General features: G+C 37.6%; 20 protein-coding genes and 1 pseudogene. 11 read left to right on the plus strand and 10 right to left on the minus strand.

Features of this window, described 5'->3' with window-relative positions; all coding sequences use genetic code 11:
* Positions 1–73 precede the first annotated feature (73 nt).
* From H6F47_RS28925 to H6F47_RS21195, 5 genes are all read right to left on the minus strand, one after another.
* Positions 74–307: a hypothetical protein gene (locus H6F47_RS28925; protein WP_347239101.1), complete on the minus strand. Its 234-nt coding sequence runs from the start codon at positions 305–307 to the stop codon at positions 74–76.
* Positions 308–355: 48 nt separating this feature from the next.
* Positions 356–616: a hypothetical protein gene (locus tag H6F47_RS28930; protein WP_347239102.1), complete on the minus strand. Its 261-nt coding sequence runs from the start codon at positions 614–616 to the stop codon at positions 356–358.
* Positions 617–700: 84 nt separating this feature from the next.
* Positions 701–1282, minus strand: a complete 582-nt coding sequence (locus H6F47_RS21185; RefSeq protein ID WP_199291247.1) for a GNAT family N-acetyltransferase — start codon at positions 1280–1282, stop codon at positions 701–703.
* A gap of 232 nt (positions 1283–1514) precedes the next feature.
* Complete coding sequence (locus H6F47_RS21190; protein ID WP_190650866.1) at positions 1515–3050, minus strand: NAD(P)/FAD-dependent oxidoreductase; 1536 nt, start codon at positions 3048–3050, stop codon at positions 1515–1517.
* Between the two features lie 29 nt (positions 3051–3079).
* Complete coding sequence (locus H6F47_RS21195) at positions 3080–3685, minus strand: TetR/AcrR family transcriptional regulator (RefSeq protein WP_137666058.1); 606 nt, start codon at positions 3683–3685, stop codon at positions 3080–3082.
* A gap of 305 nt (positions 3686–3990) precedes the next feature.
* Here H6F47_RS21195 and H6F47_RS21200 point away from each other — a divergent pair, with 305 nt between their 5' ends.
* Positions 3991–4644: a glycosyltransferase gene (locus tag H6F47_RS21200; RefSeq protein ID WP_190650868.1), complete on the plus strand. Its 654-nt coding sequence runs from the start codon at positions 3991–3993 to the stop codon at positions 4642–4644.
* Here H6F47_RS21200 and H6F47_RS21205 read toward each other — a convergent pair.
* Positions 4611–5402 carry an alpha/beta hydrolase gene (locus tag H6F47_RS21205; protein WP_190650870.1) on the minus strand — a complete coding sequence of 264 codons (792 nt, stop codon included), beginning with the start codon at positions 5400–5402 and terminating at the stop codon, positions 4611–4613. The genes H6F47_RS21200 and H6F47_RS21205 overlap by 34 nt on opposite strands.
* A gap of 292 nt (positions 5403–5694) precedes the next feature.
* Here H6F47_RS21205 and H6F47_RS21210 point away from each other — a divergent pair, with 292 nt between their 5' ends.
* From H6F47_RS21210 to H6F47_RS21235, 6 genes are all read left to right on the plus strand, one after another.
* A complete protein-coding gene (locus H6F47_RS21210; protein WP_137666060.1) occupies positions 5695–8022 on the plus strand; it encodes an AAA family ATPase in 2328 nt (775 codons plus the stop codon).
* Between the two features lie 85 nt (positions 8023–8107).
* The gene (locus H6F47_RS21215; protein ID WP_137666061.1) at positions 8108–8488 is read left to right on the plus strand and encodes a hypothetical protein; all 381 of its coding nucleotides are present in this window, start codon (positions 8108–8110) and stop codon (positions 8486–8488) included.
* A 61-nt stretch (positions 8489–8549) separates the two neighbouring features.
* Entirely contained in the window at positions 8550–8978 is a 429-nt protein-coding gene (locus tag H6F47_RS21220; RefSeq protein ID WP_137666062.1) for a hypothetical protein, read from the plus strand.
* A 399-nt stretch (positions 8979–9377) separates the two neighbouring features.
* The gene (locus H6F47_RS21225) at positions 9378–10604 is read left to right on the plus strand and encodes a PQQ-dependent sugar dehydrogenase (protein WP_190650872.1); all 1227 of its coding nucleotides are present in this window, start codon (positions 9378–9380) and stop codon (positions 10602–10604) included.
* 278 nt (positions 10605–10882) lie between these two features.
* The gene (locus H6F47_RS21230; RefSeq protein WP_190650874.1) at positions 10883–11668 is read left to right on the plus strand and encodes an RNA ligase family protein; all 786 of its coding nucleotides are present in this window, start codon (positions 10883–10885) and stop codon (positions 11666–11668) included.
* A 194-nt stretch (positions 11669–11862) separates the two neighbouring features.
* Positions 11863–12984 (plus strand): AAA family ATPase, encoded by a 1122-nt coding sequence (locus H6F47_RS21235; RefSeq protein ID WP_199291248.1) that lies wholly within the window; start codon positions 11863–11865, stop codon positions 12982–12984.
* A gap of 42 nt (positions 12985–13026) precedes the next feature.
* On the opposite strand, the gene H6F47_RS21240 is transcribed toward H6F47_RS21235, so the two are convergent.
* The 4 genes and pseudogenes from H6F47_RS21240 to H6F47_RS28145 form a co-directional block, all read right to left on the minus strand.
* Positions 13027–13866, minus strand: a complete 840-nt coding sequence (locus tag H6F47_RS21240; protein ID WP_190650878.1) for a TIGR02452 family protein — start codon at positions 13864–13866, stop codon at positions 13027–13029.
* A 196-nt stretch (positions 13867–14062) separates the two neighbouring features.
* Positions 14063–14248, minus strand: a pseudogene (locus H6F47_RS21245) (Uma2 family endonuclease); the annotation flags it as partial.
* Positions 14249–14654: 406 nt separating this feature from the next.
* The gene (locus H6F47_RS21250; protein WP_137666065.1) at positions 14655–15494 is read right to left on the minus strand and encodes an SWIM zinc finger family protein; all 840 of its coding nucleotides are present in this window, start codon (positions 15492–15494) and stop codon (positions 14655–14657) included.
* 116 nt (positions 15495–15610) lie between these two features.
* A complete protein-coding gene (locus tag H6F47_RS28145; RefSeq protein WP_242027468.1) occupies positions 15611–18439 on the minus strand; it encodes a DEAD/DEAH box helicase in 2829 nt (942 codons plus the stop codon).
* Positions 18440–18498: 59 nt separating this feature from the next.
* Here H6F47_RS28145 and H6F47_RS21265 point away from each other — a divergent pair, with 59 nt between their 5' ends.
* The 4 genes from H6F47_RS21265 (at position 18499) to H6F47_RS21280 (ending at position 20182) form a co-directional block, all read left to right on the plus strand.
* The gene (locus H6F47_RS21265) at positions 18499–18696 is read left to right on the plus strand and encodes a hypothetical protein (protein ID WP_242027469.1); all 198 of its coding nucleotides are present in this window, start codon (positions 18499–18501) and stop codon (positions 18694–18696) included.
* A 4-nt stretch (positions 18697–18700) separates the two neighbouring features.
* Positions 18701–19042 (plus strand): hypothetical protein, encoded by a 342-nt coding sequence (locus tag H6F47_RS21270; RefSeq protein WP_096572966.1) that lies wholly within the window; start codon positions 18701–18703, stop codon positions 19040–19042.
* A gap of 242 nt (positions 19043–19284) precedes the next feature.
* Positions 19285–19653, plus strand: a complete 369-nt coding sequence (locus H6F47_RS21275; RefSeq protein WP_190650880.1) for a hypothetical protein — start codon at positions 19285–19287, stop codon at positions 19651–19653.
* A gap of 265 nt (positions 19654–19918) precedes the next feature.
* On the plus strand, positions 19919–20182 hold the full coding sequence (locus H6F47_RS21280; RefSeq protein ID WP_242027470.1) for a hypothetical protein: 264 nt from the start codon (positions 19919–19921) through the stop codon (positions 20180–20182).
* Positions 20183–20264 lie beyond the last annotated feature (82 nt).

The raw sequence follows: 20264 nt of genomic DNA on the forward strand, positions 1-20264 counted from the left end.
CTTTTGCTCCCATGTCAAGTCAAATTTTTCTCTGCTCGCTGCTGCTTATCTTGTTTCTTTTGTCAAGTTCATTTTATACCAAATTAGATGAGCTTACCCTGTATTCCCTTCTATAAATTGTCAACTTTAAACATTGCATTTGTGGAAAGTCACGATTAATTATATCTATAATTTTATCTTGACATTCCTTATTTTTTACAATAAACTGCGCTGTTCCATCACCTTGAGAACCTACACCCTTACCACCATAAATATACTCTTGAATTGGTGAATAATTCAACAGTTGATGAAGTACAGGAGCAGTCAACTCTTCCCTACAAGCAGGAATCAGATATTGATCAAAATTTGCCTGTGCTTATTTCATCAGCATACCGATTTTTTCAGCATCACCTGTTTGTAAAGCCTCAATTGCAGCTTGGGTAATTTCATAACTAATTTTACCCAAAAACTGTTGCACATTCTTTTGTAATTTGTTCTCAGCAAAAGGATAACATTCATTTAATTTACTCAAAATAACCTGAGTATTTTTAGCAGCAGCAAGATCCACAATCACAAAATATAAATCTTGGGGAACTTTTAACTCAATGATTTCGGTATTATCACCATCAAAAATCATCGCAATCAGCCAGTTTTACTCCTGACTCCTGACTCCTGACTCCTGAATTCTGCTGTATACAATTTCACTGTATCAATGATATAATTATCCAATATCTTTAAACATTAAAATACTCTCATAATTTTGCAAATCCATTAATTGAGGGGATTGAAAAGTTCCTATGTGTCTAAAACCTTGTTTTTTATGAAAAATAAGGGAACGCTGATTAAAAATAGGTTTTGTCACAATAAAAGATGAGAACAATGTCTGAGGAAAGTTTTCATATAGTGATTTATACATAAACTGAGCGATTCCTTTACCCATATATTCTTGCTTAGTTGCTAATACTTGAATATAAAGGTGCTGTTCTTGGTGATTGATAATTTTGTTTTTAGAATCATTATCTTCCCAAACTATTTGATTTAAAAATTCATCGGTAATTTTTGGTTTTGATACAGATAAATATCCAACAATATCATCACTTTCATTAACAGCAACGAAATATTGAGTTGAATTGTTTAAATTATTTAACACCTCTTCTTCAGAGATTTTAGCCAATAAAAAACCATTTTCATTTGTGCCATTTTCACCGCGAACATTAGAATTATGAATATCAACAATTGCTCTGATATTATTATTTTCAGCTTCTCTAAAAATTAAACCTTTTATATTCTGTGTTTGTATCATAATTTATGACCTCAAAGAGATTAAAACACAGATTAAATTATAGCATCAGTTATCTTACCAACAACTGAATAACACTAATTATCTAAATGAAAAAAAGTTGTTAGCGTAGCCATTTACTGATTACTAATAGCTTGCTTACAAGCATATCGAGTCTAGGTAATCATTTACGATGTAAGTTGTTGGTTAATAATTACCAATTACCAATTACCAATCACCAATCACCAGTCACCAATTACCCAATATCATTAAGTAATTGTAAATGTTGCTGCACCGGAACAATAGTATTTGCAGCCATCATCCCACTTGCGGCCACCGCAGGTAAACCTATTCCGGGAAAAGTCGAATCTCCACAACACAACAACCCCGATAAAGGAGTAGTCGCACCAGGAAATAAACCCTTTCCTGCAACTATCCCAGGTCCATAACTACCATGATGACGACGTAAAAAACGCCCATGAGTGAGGGGAGTACCCACCAAACTGACTTCACAACGAGAACGAATATCAGGAATAATTCTTTCTAAAGCTTGCCACATTACTTCCGCACGTTCTTGTTTTAATAACTTATATTCTTCACTATTTCTTTCTAAACCTTGCCAAATTTGATAAGGTTCATTTCCTGGTGTATAAACATGAATAACGTGCTTTACTGGTGGTGCTAAGGATGAATCTAAAACGGAAGGAATAGATATTAAAACTACATTTTGTGGCGCATTTACGCCTTTTTCCCAATCATTAACTACTATATAATGAATACCTAAATTTTCCGGTAATCCCGTGGCATCAATTCCTAAATGTAAGTGCATAAAACTATCACATTCAGGTGTTTTTTGTTGTTTTTCTACATACCATTTGGGTAAAGCACCAGGGGGAATAAGTTTGAGAGTATCCCATACTGAAGCATTAGAAACAACAGCTTTACTGGCTTTAATTTCCTGACTATTCCGCAGACGTACACCCACAGCACGGTTATTTTCTACTAAAACCTGCTCGACATGGGCGTTTAAAATTAACTTACCACCATTTTTAGTCAAACCTCTGACTAAAGCATTAACTATCGTACCACTACCACCTATAGGATAATCTAACTGCACACCAGGACGATACCAGTCTGCAAACATAAACGCCACTTCTGCGGCTATTGTCCCATTTGCGGGTAATCCTGATAACAAAAAACAAAGTAAATCTAACCAGTTACGAATAAACGGATCTGTGATCACACCATCAATAATGTTAGAAAAAGACCCTGTTAATTTGATAACATTAGCAGCTTGTTGGAGTAAAGCCGGGGCAAATTTACCCACTGTTAACACTGCACCTAAATCATAGCGTAACGCAGCCGGAGGGAGAGCGATCGCACTCTTACCCAATGGTGTCATAATTTCCTGAAGTTTACGCCATTCAGCTACCGCTTTATCTCCCCGTAGTTTTTGTAACACCTGACAAAACTGATCAGCACCCACTTGAGTATCAAAATTTCCCTCTGGTAAATAACAGCCCCAGGTATCGTAATTAACACAAGGTAAATCTTCCCCAATAACATCTAAAACTTGACGTAGGGGGTTAGGGGAAGGGGTGTAGGATAAACCAGAATATAGAGATGGTCCAGACTCAAATTTGTAACCGTTGCGTTCAAAAACATGAGCAGCACCACCGGCGATGGAGTGACTTTCTACTACTGTGACATCAATTCCATAATGTGCCAACAGTGCAGCACAACTCAAACCGCCAATACCGCTACCAATTACAATTACTTCTGTGTTATTCATGAATCATGGTTAATAACTAGAACTGTAATTTATTGTCGATCACTTTTAGGAAAAAGTAACTCAATTAGAGCTTCAGTTAGGCGATCGCTAGTCATCGTCAATTCATGTTTACCATGTAATAATTCCATCATCAAATAATAAAAATTAATTGTACCAGCAATAATCCAAGCCACTGCTTCCGGGTCAGAACTTCGCAACTCCTGGCAATTTTGCAGATATTCTGTAGAAGCTGCTAAATTTGGTTTTTCAAACTCTTTGATATACAATCGCGCTAAATCGGGAAACCGTCCCGACTCTGCCACAATTAAACGGTAAAAATTCATCCTTGTGGGGTCGAGATTTTCCGCAGTTAAACTTTTAGGTGCTAATTTACGCAAACATTCTGCGGGATCTGCTGGCAACGGTTCTGAAGAAAATACATCCTCAAATTGTTGCTTGGCAATTCTTTCTACGATAGCAGCAAACAACGCTTCCTTATTTGCAAAATAGTTATAAAGAGTTTCCTTCGATACCTTAGCTGTACTGGCAATCCGCGCCATACTGGTATCGGCGTAACCACCTTTTAGAAACTCTTGCATTGCTCCTTGCAGGATTTGTTCGGCTTTGGCAGAGGTTTGATCTGGTTGTTTTGGCATAACTGGGTAAATTTAACATTCTTACTTAGTTGTAGGGTACGTCAGACTGCATAAATCCTGAAATAAACAGATTCTTGATATCTGACGCACCTTACCAATGTGCCAGTTGTGTAAGTCCTGTATGGGATAAACGAACCACAGAGGCACAGAGAACACGGAGGAATGAGGGTTTGAGAGATATTTTGCGTAAGTCCTGTTACTGTACAGTCTAGTCTAAAATCTCTTGACAAACCAAACTGTACGGTCTAAATTAGCATTATTAACCGAACCGAACAGTCTAGTTCGTTAAAAAATATAAAAAAAATATGCGAATCATAATTTTAACTACAGGTTCTCGCGGTGACGTGCAACCATTAATTGCTTTAGGATTGGGATTGCAACAAGCCGGACATAGTGTAAAATTAGTCACCCATCACCCGTTTCAAGAAATGGTGCAAAGCTACGGGTTAGAATTTGCCGCAATGGGTGGAGATGTGCAAGCATTAATGGCACAAGAAGCAGGACAGCAAATGCTAGAAGCCAGTAATCCTGTAAAATTGATTCAGAAATATGCTCAAATGGTTGCGCCATTATTGGCAGAAGCAATGGCTGATTCTTGGCAGAATTGCCAGGATAGTGATGTAATTATTGGTACAGCTTACACCATTTGGGGATTTGATATTGCCCAGAAACTGCAAATTCCCTTTATTTTAGCGGCGTTAATGCCTCAAAGTGCTAACTTTGATTTTCCCTTTCCCTCCCTTCCCCAAACCTTAAAGTTAGGTGGTTGGTTAAATTCCCTCACCTATCCAATATTATTGGAAGGGTTTGGTTTGGTATTCCGTAAAGGTGTAAACCAGTTTCGAGAAAAGACTTTGCAACTAACACCTTTATCAAATTGGCAAAGATTATATGGGCGGTTACAAAAGGTAAATGTACCTTATCTTTACTTTTTGAAATCATTAGCGCAGCGTAATTGACGACCACTAGCAACCAAACCCATAATTTCCTGCGTCATAGTCAGCCAATGTTTAGGACGACAAAAGGAGCGTTTAACTAATTGCAGGGATGAACCTGGAAAATTACGCAATTCTGGTTTAATCAATTCAAACACCCCGATTTTATTCATCACTCTAATCACTCCTAAACTAGAACCTAAAATAGACATTAAAAACCCAGAAATAAAAAATAATTGTAATCCTTTGAGAGTAAAAGACATTTGCAGCATCCCAGATTCATGTAAACCATCAGTTAATACGATTCCTATCACTTTTTCGGGGAAAAGATGGGCATAAAGACGCATATTATAACTACCGAAAGAATTACCAACCAAAATATAGGGCGGTTCTAACCCTGCACAAGTTAGCATTTGCTCAAGTTCAGCTACAATTTGCTTACTGGTACGAGGATAGGGACTAATATCACTCCAACCAAAACCAGCCCGATCATAAATACAAACCCGTGAAATTTTTGCTAATTCTTCCAGTAATAAATAACCTTCAACTCCTCCTAAACTGTGGTCTACCACAATAGTTGGAGATCCTTCACCAGCAGTAACGTAATGTAAATAGTAGCCTCCCACATCCACCCTTTTACCTGGTGGGCGTGTGTGGTCTTCTAACCAACAAGCAATGATTTGATATAAAGTAGTAGAGATAAAAATCAGGATTTTGAGAATTTCTGGATAGAACAAGTTTAAATTTATGAGAATAAAATGTAGGTTTTCCACATCAAACATTTTTTTGCTTTAATAGAGTAATAATTATTATGCTGCTACAGCGGGAGTCATATCAATTCCGGTTAGATCGGTATTAAGTAGTTGTGCCAAATAAATTTCATATTTAAAAGAGGGAACATGAAGGATCAGGAAGTAAGGAATACAGAGATTTTTGTTTTCAATAACTATGTGCAATTAATTTTGCTCTGCCATCCTGTATTACCTACAGATAAAACTATAGGATTATCACGTATCGGAACATAGTTAGGTTCTTGATATAGCGATCCTATTTGACCAAATTTTCACATAATTTATGGATTTATTTGACCAACATTTGATTCAAATAACAGAAACAGAAGCACCACTAGCAGCACGAATGCGTCCCCGAACTCTAGATGAATTTATTGGTCAAGACCATATCATCGGACAAGGACGACTCCTGCGACGTGCCATTAGTTTAGACCAACTATCATCATTAATTTTTTACGGTCCACCAGGAACTGGTAAAACAACACTTGCCCGTGTAATTGCCAACACCACCCGCGCTGATTTTATTGCCATTAACGCCGTACTTTCTGGAGTAAAAGAAATTCGTGCAGCCATTGAAACAGCCCAAGAACAGCGCAAATACCACAACCAAAAAACAATTCTGTTTGTAGATGAAGTTCATCGTTTTAATAAATCCCAACAAGATGCCCTACTACCTTGGGTAGAAAATGGTACAGTCATCTTAATCGGAGCAACAACAGAAAATCCTTACTTTGAAGTTAATAAAGCACTCGTCAGTCGTTCACGTATTTTTCAACTAAAACCACTCAACGAGCAAGACTTATGTCGTGTTGTTGAACAAACATTAAATGATAAACAGCGTGGTTATGGAAACTTAGCAATCAAAATAGACCCTGATGCTTTGGCTCATCTTATTAATGTTGCTAACGGCGATGCTCGTTCATTGTTAAATGCTTTGGAATTAGCTGTAGAAACAACACCATTAACCATTGAAGATTCACCATTCACCGCTAAAACTCAACAGTCAATAACACCATTAACCTTTGAAGATTCACCATTCACCCCGAAAACTCAACAGTCAACATCAGCCAATACCAGAGGTGTTATTCATATCACATTAGCAGTTGCAGAAGAATCCATTCAACAACGAGCCGTTTTATACGACAAAGAAGGTGATGTTCATTTCGATACTATCAGTGCCTTCATTAAAAGCTTACGTGGTTCTGACCCAGATGCAGCATTATACTGGTTGGCAAAAATGGTTTACGCCGGCGAAGACCCACGCTTTATCTTCCGACGGATGTTGATTTTATCTAGTGAAGATGTGGGACTAGCTGATCCCCAAGCTGTGGTGATAGTAAATGCCTGTGCAGAAGCATTTGACCGTGTAGGAATGCCAGAAGGACGTTATCATTTAGCTCAAGCAGCCCTTTATTTAGCAACTGCACCTAAGTCCAACAGTATCATGGGCTTCTTCGATGCTTTAGCAGCAGTTGAACAGGAACGAGAAGCAGAAGTTCCCACCCACCTCAAAGATGCCAATCGTGATCAAAAAGGTTTTGGGCATGGAGCGGGCTATCTTTATCCTCACGCTTATCGTGACCATTGGGTAGCGCAACAATATCTGCCAGCCAGTTTGCAAGGACAGGTATTTTACCAACCATCAACCCAAGGTTTTGAGGGAGAAATTAACGTACAGGTAGCACGTCGCCGTGAAGCTCAACTTGCAGCTATGGTGTCCGGCTTAGGTATTGAGCCAATAGAAATCCTCACCTACAGCAATATAGATGCAGCTTCAGAACGATGGCTGCAACGCACACTTTCCCAAATAGGCACACAGTTGGCGACGGTACGCGATCGCATTTTCACCATCGCTCAATTACAGCGTCATCATGTCGTTTTAGACATCAATGCAGGTACTGGTTTACTGACCTGGGAAGCAGTCCGCCATGTCCCAGAAGGTGGAGTTTATGCTTGTGTTCGCAGTGAAAGCGATGCCCAAGCTTTACGTGAACAAGCTGCGACGTTGGAAGAAATCAGACGACCAATAGTAGTTACTGCAAAGATAACAGAGTTACCTGCTGTATTAGCTTCTCAAGCGTTAGGTGTAAATTTTGATTATATAATTGGTCGAAATGCGTTAGTCAACGAGCCTGATAAAAACGCTGCTGCTCAAATTTTAGCTCAAATCCTACCCCAGTCAGGAAGAATTGTACTGGCAGAGACTGTACCACGGCATACACAAAGACTTTATCGTTTGCTAGATGAGCAAAAGCTAGGTGCTAAGTTATACGGTCGCTTAGTAGCAGCAGAGGAAGCAATTTATACTAATTCTTCCGACTCAATACTGAATTGGAACGCTGAGGATTTGCGAACGTCTTTTGAAGTAGCAGGTTTGAAAGTGGAAGTGGTGCTGGAGCAAAGTTCAACTTTAATGCACATTACATCAGCTTTTCTCAATAGATTGTTCACTTCCAATGCAAACCGACCAAGTTATTTAGATCGTTTAGCTTTGACTCTGACACCACAGGAATTAAAAGCTATAAAGGATATATTCACCCAGTGTTTGCTCAACCAAACAGTCAATTGGGAAAGTAGTATTGCATTTGTACAGGCTTGGCAAAAGTTATGATGAGTAAGATTTATGAGAATTTGTAACATTAATTTAGAATTTGATAGAACAGCAATCACTTTCAGTTTTTGATTTGGTAAAAGATATGAAATTATCAGATTTATCACCAGAAACATTAGAAAAAATCAAACTGGTTAGGTGGGATAGAATTATTGAAAAACATGAAGGACCTGAAGATTGGTCATCGGTTTTGCAATATGAAGAACCGGAATTTATGGAAATTGATGGATATCCAGTATTATTACCTGTAGATAAATCTCATCACCCCAATATTTCCATAATCCGTTCTATTTGGGCTGAAGATAAAAAATCACTTACACTATTTTTATCGGATACCACCTATGAAGATGATCCCTTCTTTTCTGGCTTTATGGCAGTGTGTGACCGCCTGAAAAATGAAAACTTCTTTCTGGCAATTTTGTATCATGAATGGTTTATTATCGAAAGACTAGAAATCTTTGATTAATTGACAATTGTTTCGTTTCATTCAAGGTTTAAAACCTCACCTTTCAAGCACATTTAATATTATGACGGAACTGAACAACGACATTACTGCAAGTATTACAATCACAGTACAACCTCAAGAAAATGGACAGTACATTTGCCAGATGTCATCGTCTTTAGATGATACCAGACAGAATTGGCAATGTTATGGTCAAACAAAAGAACACGCCATCGCCATTGCCTTAGAACAACTAGCTGATGAGTATCGCCGAATAGCGGAAGAAAGACAAAATATAGATTGGGAAACAGTAGAGCGTTCAGACTCTGGAGAACCAATTGCCAAGCATTACCATGTCATTCTGCACTACGAACGCATTGCTGAAGAAGAATCGAAGTTTGAGGCAATGCACAACACAATTATGGGAAATACGGTGGTGGAGAATGCTAAAATCACCGTGATTGAGATTGATCAAAGTATACCCATTGATCCATTAACCCGCTCTTGGGATTGATTGACTATATTAATTGATACAGCAAATTCAAGGTTTATGAGGTACAGTAGATTGAACTTCAAGTTTTAAAACTACCTTCTAAAATTGGTGTACCTCATTTACTCCAAAAGTGCTGTAATTGACAATTTTTTCATTCAAGTTTAAAGTCTCCTCTTTCAAAGAGAAAAAAAGAGAAAATTTCTTATTACACAATCCTCTCACGAATGAGCCAGAGGTAATTGTCTATTGTTGAAAGAACTAAATAAATTTATTAAACTGTTGTGTATTTAATTCAGATAAAACCAAGTAGCAAGATGCAGCGACTACAATAACTTAACGTTTTTGGATTATCCAATGTAGACATCAGCTGATTGCCATTCCCAAGACCATACAGGTAGCAATTTTGTAGACAAAAAAATCATGAAACAGACAAAAACTCTGGCAGCAAAATTACTTTTTGGCATGGTTGTAGTAGGAATTTCAGCTTGCAACTTAGCAACAACTGAGTCCGCCAACACTAACAATCAACAAACACAAACAGCCCAACAAGTCAGCCAACAAACAGCTACTAACAATCAAGCCTGTACCTTAGTAGAAAATGGCTTCGGTTCACAAGGACAGGTAAAACTACGGGTAGAAGAAGTAGTAACAGGTCTGGAAGTTCCCTGGGGAATAGCTTTTCTCCCCAATCAAGATATGTTAGTTACCGAACGACCGGGACGAGTTCGCCTGGTACGGAATGGTCAACTGATTCCCCAACCAGTAGCTACTATTAATGTTACAGAAAGCGGTGAAGATGGTTTACTCGGTATTGCCACCCATCCCAACTTTGCCGAAAACCGATTTTTTTACATTTACTACACAGCTGATAAAAATGGATCACAAGTTAATCGTGTGGAACGATGGCGACTATCTCAGAACGGACTTACTGCTTCACCGGATAAAGTAATTGTTGATAATATTCCCGTAGCGCAATTTCATAACGGTGGGCGCATTCGCTTCGGACCTGATGGAATGCTTTACATTGGCACTGGTGATGCCAGAGAACCGCAAATTTCCCAGGACGTTAATAGCCTTGCTGGTAAAATTTTGCGTGTCACTCCTGACGGACAAGTGCCACCAGATAATCCTTATGCTAACAATCCTGTTTATATCACTGGGATTCGCAACACTCAAGGGTTTGATTGGCTGGATAAATCAACACTATGGGTAACAGACCACGGACCTAGTGGGGATTTGGGAAGAAGAGGTCACGATGAACTCAGTTTAGCAAAAGCAGGAGACAACCTGGGCTGGCCTACTATCTACCGTTGTGAATCAAAGAAAGGAATGGTTACTCCGTCCATTGTTTGGCGTGAAGCTTTACCTCCTGGTGGTGCAGTAATTTATACAGGCAATTCTCTTCCAGAGTGGAAAGGCAGCTTAATAATTGCCACTCTTCGTTCTCAACACTTGCAGCGCGTTGTTTTCAACCCCCAATCTCCCCAAAAAATTGAACGTCATGAGGTGTATTTGCAAGGCCAATATGGTAGGCTGCGAGAAGCAATTATGGGGACAGATGGTGAATTATATGTCACCACCAGTAACTGTGATGGAAGGGGAAATTGTCCTCCACAGAGGGATAAAATTCTCCGCATTACTCGTTAAGTTCATGCGATCGCAAGGAATAGGATTTTGCGTAGGTTTTGTTTATACCCCAAAGCTTCCCATATCTTCCCAGTTTGTGTGTAAAATTCTGGAAACCTAGCTTCAGCTTGTGAAGTCTTAGATAATATAAACATTACACAAATTCAGGTAACGATTATGTAATCCCTTGGCTCAATCAAATTCTCATTTATCGCGAATGGTAGCAACCTTTAAACATACCTATTCGTGAAGATTCCCTACGCAATGATTTTGATTGTAGTCACCAAGGTATAAAAGTCATGTCACAAATTTATAAATATCCGCGTACCCCTCATATTCAGGGTTCGCGATCGCAACCTGGGGATGAAGACCTGGATAGCATTACTTTTGCAAATATCCAAGCACAGCATCTAGTCATTGAAGAAAAAGTTGATGGTGCAAATGCAGCTATCAGTTTTACAGCTGATGGACAACTGCGACTGCAAAGTCGGGGACATTATTTAACAGGTGGAGGCAGGGAAAAGCATTTTAACCTGTTTAAACAATGGGCATATACCCACGCTAGTGCATTTTGGGAAGTTTTGGGTAGTCGTTTTATTCTCTTTGGAGAATGGCTATATGCCAAGCACACAGTTTTTTATGATGCTTTACCCCACTACTTTTTAGAATACGACCTGCTGGACTTAGAAACTCAAGTATTTTTTAGCACTAAACGCCGTCAACAGCTATTAGCAGGATTACCACTAGTTTCTGTTCCTGTGTTGTTTATAGGCAAACTGCAATCTTACCAGCAAATGTTGGGGTTATTGGGTAAATCTCATTATCAAACCCCGGCATATTTAGAAAATTTTGCCCAAGTTTGTCAACAGCAAGGATTAAATATAGAACTTGCCCTCAAACAAACTGATCAAAGTGGTTTGATGGAAGGTTTGTACATCAAAGTTGAACCAGGGGATACGGTAACAGCACGTTATAAATATGTGCGTTCTAGCTTTTTGACTACTATTTTACAATCTGAAAGTCATTGGCTTAACCGTCCTATTATCCCTAATTTGTTGGGTCCCAATGTGGATTTATTTAGTTAGTGGTTCATGCCTGAAGGTAGGAGGCAGAATTCAGAAGGCTTTTATGTTAATTTGAGGGGTTGGATGTAAGTTTTAATCCCTCTGTTTAAAGCCTTATTTAAGAATCGCCTTTAAGCCTAATTATCAATCAATTTTTGTTGCCTTATTTTGGCGAATTGATATTAGCCACTATTAGATAAATGGAGGATAAAGATATGAATTGGACTTTTCCCTATTGTCCAGATGCAAACAATTGGACAATAAATTGGCAAGCATTAGAAACAGAATTTGATTGGTTGAGATCGCTGGCTGAATGTCCCCAAGACTCCCGTTATCATGGAGAAGGTAATGTACTGATTCATACTAAATTAGTATGTGAAGCATTAGTAGCATTACCAGAATGGCAAACATTACCAGCTAAAGAACGCTCAGTGTTATTTGCGGCGGCTTTGCTGCATGATGTGGCTAAACCTGCTGCCACCCAAATAGAAACTGATGGTGCTATCTCCTCTAAAGGTCATGTCCTCCAAGGTGCAAAGATGGCGCAGCAAATTCTTTGGGATTTACAAGTTCCATTCCGGGAACGGGAGGCGGTGGTGGCTTTGGTAAAATACGGTAGTTTACCGCTGTGGTTTTGGGACAAACCCAACCCGGAGAAAGCAGTAATTAAAACCAGTCAAATCATCCGTTGTGATCTGTTGAGTTTATTAGCTGAAGCGGATGTTCGGGGGCGATATTGTGATGACCAAACCCAATTATTGGAACGAATCGCTTTTTTTCGGGAATTTTGCCAAGAAAATCAGTGTTTTCACCAGCCGCGTATTTTCCCCTCAGACCATAGTCGGTTTATTTATTTTCAAAAGGAAAATGGCCACCCAGACTATGCAGCTTATGATGATACGCGCTTGCAAGTGGTGATGATGTCGGGATTACCGGGTGCAGGGAAAGATACTTGGATTCAAGAAAATCTCTGTGACTGGCCTGTAATTTCTTTAGATGAACTCAGAAAAACTCTGAAGATTTCACCTCAAGAAGACCAAGGTGCGGTGATCAATGCGGCGAAGGCTTTAGCTAAAGATTATCTGCGAACTGGACAATCTTTTGTTTGGAATGCTACTAATATTAGTCGTCAATTGCGGAGTTCATTGATACGTCAGTTTGTTAATTATCAAGGGAAAATTCGCATTGTTTATTTAGAAACTTCTTGGGAGGAGTTGCTGCAAAGAAACTGCGATCGCACTGCTAAATTACCAGAAAAGGTACTTTATAAATTGAGGAATCGGTTAGAAGTACCAGATATTACTGAAGCGCAAACTGTAGATTGGATAGTGCATTGAACCAGCTAAATTACAGCGATTTTCGAGTAAATAAACTACATTTTAACCAGAAAATCGCTGGTAAAACTCTGTAAAAGTATCTTGTTGTCTGCTGTTGTCAAGAACTGAAAAAATTACACTTTTAAATCTGCCGCAAAATTGACCACCCGGTAATAAAAAATCTGCAAAGATTTGGGCAACTACCTCTGGGTCATTTTTAAAGACTCCACATCCCCAAGCGCCTAATATTAAGGCATCACAACCGCCCTCGACTGCCAAACTCAAAACTTTTGATGTACGATTAATAAGAGTGGAAAGTATTTTTTCACTTAACTGCGGTTGATTTTTTTGAATCATGCCCGCATTTGGTGCTGGACTGGTAATGAAATCTACAAGATATGGTTTTTCTAGCAACTCTCCATCATCGGTTTTAAAAACTGGGCAATTCGGAGAATAAATCATCCAATCTGAATACAAAAGTGAACTCTCATGGCGATGAAATTCATAATATTGACGGCATTTCAACTGGCTTTTGTAGAGTGCTGAACTTCTTGCTAAACTCTCTTCTTGAGCTTGTGATCCTTTAAGAAATCCACCCCCTGGGTTTTTCGCGGAAGCAAAATTTAAAACACCAATTTGTTGAAATTGCTCAGTTTTTGCTATGCGTTCTGCTCCCATCAGAGTTGTCTCATTTCTGACTTCAAACCCAGTCTCTGAGAAACGAGGAATGCTATTGAGTACCCTGGATTCAATCTTAGCTAAATTGTCAGGACTATAGCATTTTGTCGAATCAAAACAATATTGTAATTCGCGAGCGATATCAACTTGATTGCCATTAGGATATATATAGCTACCGACATCAAGAATTTCTAAGGTATTTTGGGCTATAGCAACTCGTCTCATTAGTGTTCTCTTTACTACTTCTGGCTCATGTGCATTTTAGAAAGATTTTAACAGAGGTACAATATCATTTTTTCTATCCTGAATCCTTACCCAAAACCTTTCTCCTGCGTGAGATTAACATTTTTATAAAATCTCCGAACTCCCGGATAAATTGGCTGATTCACTTTCCCTTCGCATTTATGGAACGCCTGGTTTTCTAACATGGCATAACATCATCAAGTTTAAGTTGCAAATTGGGAAATAGTCCAGAAACAATTATATCTCCTAAACGATATTTTTGCTGTTGATATACGCCCTTCACTAATTGACAGACTGTGAAAGTAGGTTGTTTAGGACTACCAATAAATTGCATTCCACCTAAACCACGAAAATCAACAATCCAAATAAGTCATAAATTTATACGGTAGCAGGAAGTTATAGCAGAAGTCAGAAGTCAGGAGTAAAACTCTTTTGTAGTAATAGTTTCATGATTAATTGATGTCCTAACTACTCTGTCTACGGCTATATTTTATTTTAACAAAAGGTGAAAATAGCTTTCTCATACGGGAGCATCCCAATTTTGAAAAAATAACGGCAGCAACACTAAAAAACCTTTGTAAGTCTCTTACCTTTGTGTCCTTTGCGCCCTTTGCGGTTCAATCATATCAAGGTCTTAAATCATTTTGACCTTAGATAAAAATAAATTTACACATTTGGGATGCTCCCTTCTCATACTGCCAGGTTTTTCCAAAACTAAATATACATAGGTTTTTTAAACTAGATTTAGTGTAACAAGTACCGAAGAAGCCCTAAATTAAACTTTGATTTTTCGTTTTCACCCGTTGATAAAATTCCTCCATTGTTTCAATAAAAGAATTATCTTTATGCCAAAAAGCCGGAAAATCTCCTTGTTTCTTAACAAGAATTGCGGAAACACCACTAGAAGTTGGTACTTCTATAGTTTGAGGTAAACGCTTTTTACCTAACCAAAATTCCCTTACACTGGGCTTTTTACTAACAGATTGTTTTTCTAGCTTGGTATAAAACGAAGTAGAAGACTCTAAACTAATTTCTTGGGTATTCAATTCCTGTGCTAGTGCTTTACCTAAGTTAGAATTAGCTAGTTTAGTCTGAAGTTCCTGTTTTGATAAACCACGTAGTTCAAATAATAGAAATGGGTTATTATCTAATTGGGAAGCAACTAAATAATAAACTCCAGCAATGTGTTTACAGGGGTTAGCATAATCAGGACAAGAACATTTAGTTTTAAAATCCTTACTACTATGAGGTAATAAGTGTAATCCCAATTCCTGAAAAGTATCTTCTATATTTTCTGGAACTTCATTCAGTAACAATCTAGAAACAATACTAGCTTTGGATGATAGCTGCTCAATAGCTTCATTCCAACTACTTTTAGCGATCGCTTTAATTTCAATAGAAATATTGTAAGTCGGTTCTTTATACACGCCAAAGTAAGGATTAATTGAACCTTTGACTCTGGCAGTGATATGATTTTGTTCGATTTCAAAATTCAAAACTTTACCATTATTGGCATAGGAACGACCTCTTTGCAGGCGACTATCATCAGTAAAATTTTCTAATGCTTGAATAAAGCGATCGCCCCACCATGTCCGACTAAATTTAGCCATAATAAGTACCTGAGCAAAATTAATTTAACATATTGATTGAAACCCAAAATGCCTATATTCCTTATTTATTCCCTGTTGCCTCTCCTAAATATACAATTTATTTACCACTACTTATTTTACTCCAAAATTGCACTTTTATTTAAAGTAATCAGTTGTTTAAATGCCTCGTTATCTAACTCTGTTAACCAAGATTCATCATTTCCTACCACCCCAGCAGACAGTTTTTTCTTATCTTCTATCATTTGGTCTATTTTCTCTTCTAAAGTACCAATCGCCACAAATTTATGCACAAATACATTCTTTTTCTGTCCAATCCGAAAAGCTCTATCTGTGGCTTGATTTTCAACTGCTGGATTCCACCATCTATCAAAATGAAAAACGTGATTAGCTTTAGTTAAAGTAATCCCTACACCACCTGCTTTTAGTGACAGAATAAACACAGATGCTTCTGTATCCGGGTCTTGAAATTCAGTAATCATCTGTTCCCGACGTTGGCGACTTGTGCCACCATGCAGATAGTAAGTGTTACAATGTAAATTATGTTTGATGTGTTTCTCAATTTGTTCGCACACTTCTGTAAATTGACTAAATATTAGCAAACTTTCACCTTCAGAAACAGCTTCATCTACCATTTCTACTAAGCGACTAAGTTTATGAGAACGTTCGGTGGAAAATTCGCTGTTATCTTGTAAAAATTGAGCAGGATGATTACAAATTTGCTTTAATTTCATCAAAGTTGAAAGAATTAAACCTTTGCGTTGAATTCCTTCGGCTGTTTGTAATTTCTCTTCTACATCTTTGACGACTACTTCATATAAAGATGCTTGTTCTTTAGTTAAGTTGGTGTAGAGTTTTTGTTCAACTTTATCTGGTAAATCGTTAATAATAGATTTATCAGTTTTGACTCGCCGTAAAATTAAAGGTTCAACTAATTTCTTCAGGGTAGTAGATTTTACTTTGTTGTTATCTTTTTGAATCGGAACTTCAAAAGATTTACGAAACTGTGCTTCTTTACCTAAGTAACCAGGATTTAGAAAATTAAAAATTGACCATAAATCTAATAAACGGTTTTCAACAGGAGTTCCTGTTAAAGCTAGTCGGTGTTTAGCTGCCAGTTTGAGAATAGCTTTGGTTTGTGCAGCTTTAGGATTTTTGATATTTTGTGCTTCATCTAAAACAATTCTTTGCCATTCAATACTTTGCAATAGTTTTTCATCTTTGCGAGCTAGGGTAAAAGAGGTAATGATTACATCATGTTGTTGACAAGCGGTTTTGAATTCAGGAACAGTTTGGATGCGATCGCTCCCATGATGTACCATACTCTGAAGATGAGGTGCAAATTTAGCAATTTCCTTTTGCCAGTTACCAACTACAGATGTAGGTGCAATTAATAACGTCGGTAACACAGATGTTTGAGAACGGTTGATATTCTCTCCATCTCTCCCATTTCCTCTATCTTTTTTATCCTTCTTCTTTTTTCCATCTTCCCTTGTTTCTATCTCACCCTCAACAGGAAGCGACTCTTTCTGGTATCTCTTATTTCCTCTATCTTCTTTATCCTTCTTGTTTTTCTCATCTTCCGATGTTCCTATCTCCCTCTCAAAAGGAAGTGACTCTCTCTCCTGAACAAGTCTAGCAATTACCTGTACCGACTTCCCTAAACCCATATCATCTGCTAAACAACCATTTAAACCCAACCGTTCCAAATATTCTAACCAAGCAACACCACGCTTTTGATATTCTCGCAGACTTACTTGCAAATTTAATTGGTCAGAAATTGGTTCTAATCTACTTTTATCTTGTAGTTTCACCATCATATCTGACAAAATTTCATCATGTTCAATATCCCAATCTTCCCCAGCTTCCGCATTCCGTTGTAGAAATTCCAAGACAGACATCTCTGGTTTTTCCTCACCATGAGATTGCCAAAATTCTAGTAATTGCTGCATTTTATCTCGGTCTAATTCCATCCATTGACCGCGAAAATGCACTAAGGGAGCTTTAGCATTAATTAATTGTTCCCATTCTTGTTTAGTAACAACTTCCTCACCAATTGCTAATTCATATTCATATTGCACCAAAGAATTTAAACCAAAATAACTTTTGTTTTCTCCCTTAGTTGCAGAACGACTGTTACCGGAAGCTTTGAGTCGCAGTTTAGCACGACGACGACCAGCAGGAGTATACCAAGCAGGAACAGTTACTTTAAAACCTGCATCTTCTAACACCCAAGCACTTTCTTGTAAAAATGCAAATGCTGATTCTAATGTTAATTTCATTCCTATAGGAGTATCTGTTTCTAATCCTTGCCATAATTGAGGATACATCCGTGCTGCATATCCTAAATTTAACAACAAATTAGTTTCAAAGTTATTACCATAATGTTTGTGAATATTAGTTTTTTCTTTTTTATTCATTGGCCAATAATCTGCCAAAGCTAACTTTAAAGAAGGGTCTTGTTTACTAGACACCAAAAACTGCATTTCCCAGTTGTCTATTTGTTCAGCAGGAGGAGAGTTAAGTTGAAAACACAGATAAAAAGGTAATTCTGATTGGGAGCGAGTAATCTTACTTTTCCATGTCTGCCATTGTTTATATTCTTCTAAGGTTACATTCGCTGTGCGGGGATTATGATGTTGAGAATAAAAACAATAGTAAACTAAGGAATCTGTAATTTGTTTATCAAAGGCAATGGTTGAGGGTGTATGATTAACTATGTTATTGAGGATAGATTCAGAAAAGTGGCGTAATAGGGTTTCTTCATCAAAAAAATCAATATTTTCATGCTTTGTGGCTGAACCAGCTACACAAATCAATGGCATATATTCAATATATTTCTGAATATTAGCTTCATACTGTTCAGAAATAATTTCCCACCCAGTATAAATTTCAAATGCAGTTGGAATCGGTTTTTTAGTTTTACTTTTGGTTTGAGCAGATTCCAATTGGCGATATTTGAGATCATGATAATAATGAAGTAGTCAGAACTCTGATTAAAGAGACAATGTATTTTATAGAGTGGATTGCCCCTGATGTAGAATTTGATCATGCTTTTGAGTTAGCAAATTTAGGAAGATTTCTAACTCGTTGGTTATTTAATGTAGAAGCCTGGAGTTACACAGAAACTAAAAATCAATTTACTAAGGAATTAGAGAACTGGAATAATAGAATGTTACAAATGTCAAAATTACTAGCTGCTTAACATTATGACTCAACCACCATTACCTCAACCAAAATTAGAACCTACTGGAATTACCTTTGACCAATATGTAGAATTCACGCCCCAAAAATTAGAATTGAGTAACGGATACATGGGATACGGTGGACAAAACCAGCTTGGGTTTCATTTAGCAGTGCTTACAAATATGGGATTATTAAAAGCAGCCCAGCACACCAATTTAGCATTGTGGGTAGAAGCCCTGGACTTTGTAGTAAGAGAAAAACTAGCAAAAGTTGATGCTCCCCCAGAAGTAGCAGAAGCAATGTTAAATAGATTCAATCAGGCAATGTTAGACCTGGAGACAGTGATAGATTATTTGGAACAATAATTTATAACGGCATGAATAATCCCCTGAATATATTGTAACCTTTGTTTAAGATAATCAGAATTCCCCTTGATGTTCAAATTTTGATAAGAGTCTTCAACTTCTATTTTCGGCAATGTTTAGCAAGATGGGATTTGATTTAGGTTGTGTTCTTCTCCTGATGGATTAAATTTCGTTTTGGTTTCTTGGGCTTGCACGTTCATGTTTGATTGCTATATTTTATTAACAGTTTAAAAACCTAACTTATGGCAGACTTGAGTGGTATGTGGTTGGGAACTTACTGGCAAGAGGGAAACCCGACTCGGTTTGAAGCAACTTTTATTCAATCTGGTAATACATTGACTGGTAATATCCTTGACGACAGTTATCTGGGAGAAGCCCGGTTAAGTGGTGAAGTAATTGGCCGACGGGTGCAATTTACTAAAAAATATTTGCTCCACAAACAAACACCAGTAAATTATCAGGGTAATGTATCCGAAAATGATGATTTCATGCAGGGAACATGGGATTTAGGTATCTTTGGTTCTGGAAACTGGGAAGCTCATCGCAGTGGTGATAACCTGAATCTAGAACTTAAAAATCGCTTAGAAAAGCGAGTTCCAGTGTCAGTTTGATGTAGGGTGATGCCTACGGTGAACGATGCGATCGCTAATTTTGAATCGCTAATTTTGAATCGCTAATTTTGAATCGCTAATTTTGAATCGCTAATTTTGAATCGCTAATTTTGAATCGCTAACTTTACCCTAAAAATGTCAACTAACAGAATTTGGTAATTAATCTTGGAATCAGAGGTATTCAGTAACTTCCTATTAGTCAGATTTAGCGATCGCCAAACAATGATTAAATATTATCTTGTTTATTTTGAAGAGTAAATTAAAAATGAAAGCAAAAATCAGAGATACAGAAATCTATTTTGATATTGACGGTTGTGGTTTAGCAGTTGAAGAACAGGGAATACGTGAAAAACCTGTTGCTTTCATCATTCATGGTGGACCTGGAGTAGACCACACCAGTTATAAACCCTGCTTTTCTCCCCTCAGTCATCATTTACAAATGGTCTATTTTGATCATCGGGGTCAGGGAAGGTCAGCCCGTGGACTAAAAGAAACCTATACCCTAGAAAACAGAAGTGTTGAATGTTAAGAAATCTGTGATAAAAATAGCCCAAAATATATTAAAATTTGAGCAAGCTATATCAAAATATTGATTTGATCATGATTATAAA

Origin of the sequence: Sphaerospermopsis sp. FACHB-1094 (genome assembly GCF_014696195.1) — a bacterium.
Classification (GTDB): Bacteria; Cyanobacteriota; Cyanobacteriia; order Cyanobacteriales; family Nostocaceae; genus Sphaerospermopsis; species Sphaerospermopsis kisseleviana.

Bases quoted from the DNA above. Each gene is read 5' to 3' on its own strand.
- H6F47_RS28930 (WP_347239102.1), bottom strand. From the start codon at position 616: ATGATTTTTGATGGTGATAATACCGAAATCATTGAGTTAAAAGTTCCC.
- H6F47_RS21185 (WP_199291247.1), bottom strand. From the start codon at position 1,282: ATGATACAAACACAGAATATAAAAGGTTTAATTTTTAGAGAAGCTGAA.
- H6F47_RS21190 (WP_190650866.1), bottom strand. From the start codon at position 3,050: ATGAATAACACAGAAGTAATTGTAATTGGTAGCGGTATTGGCGGTTTG.
- H6F47_RS21195 (WP_137666058.1), bottom strand. From the start codon at position 3,685: ATGCCAAAACAACCAGATCAAACCTCTGCCAAAGCCGAACAAATCCTG.
- H6F47_RS21200 (WP_190650868.1), top strand. From the start codon at position 3,991: ATGCGAATCATAATTTTAACTACAGGTTCTCGCGGTGACGTGCAACCA.
- H6F47_RS21205 (WP_190650870.1), bottom strand. From the start codon at position 5,402: ATGTTTGATGTGGAAAACCTACATTTTATTCTCATAAATTTAAACTTG.
- H6F47_RS21210 (WP_137666060.1), top strand. From the start codon at position 5,695: ATGGATTTATTTGACCAACATTTGATTCAAATAACAGAAACAGAAGCA.
- H6F47_RS21215 (WP_137666061.1), top strand. From the start codon at position 8,108: ATGAAATTATCAGATTTATCACCAGAAACATTAGAAAAAATCAAACTG.
- H6F47_RS21220 (WP_137666062.1), top strand. From the start codon at position 8,550: ATGACGGAACTGAACAACGACATTACTGCAAGTATTACAATCACAGTA.
- H6F47_RS21225 (WP_190650872.1), top strand. From the start codon at position 9,378: ATGAAACAGACAAAAACTCTGGCAGCAAAATTACTTTTTGGCATGGTT.
- H6F47_RS21230 (WP_190650874.1), top strand. From the start codon at position 10,883: ATGTCACAAATTTATAAATATCCGCGTACCCCTCATATTCAGGGTTCG.
- H6F47_RS21235 (WP_199291248.1), top strand. From the start codon at position 11,863: ATGAATTGGACTTTTCCCTATTGTCCAGATGCAAACAATTGGACAATA.
- H6F47_RS21240 (WP_190650878.1), bottom strand. From the start codon at position 13,866: ATGAGACGAGTTGCTATAGCCCAAAATACCTTAGAAATTCTTGATGTC.
- H6F47_RS21250 (WP_137666065.1), bottom strand. From the start codon at position 15,494: ATGGCTAAATTTAGTCGGACATGGTGGGGCGATCGCTTTATTCAAGCA.
- H6F47_RS21265 (WP_242027469.1), top strand. From the start codon at position 18,499: ATGTATTTTATAGAGTGGATTGCCCCTGATGTAGAATTTGATCATGCT.
- H6F47_RS21270 (WP_096572966.1), top strand. From the start codon at position 18,701: ATGACTCAACCACCATTACCTCAACCAAAATTAGAACCTACTGGAATT.
- H6F47_RS21275 (WP_190650880.1), top strand. From the start codon at position 19,285: ATGGCAGACTTGAGTGGTATGTGGTTGGGAACTTACTGGCAAGAGGGA.
- H6F47_RS21280 (WP_242027470.1), top strand. From the start codon at position 19,919: ATGAAAGCAAAAATCAGAGATACAGAAATCTATTTTGATATTGACGGT.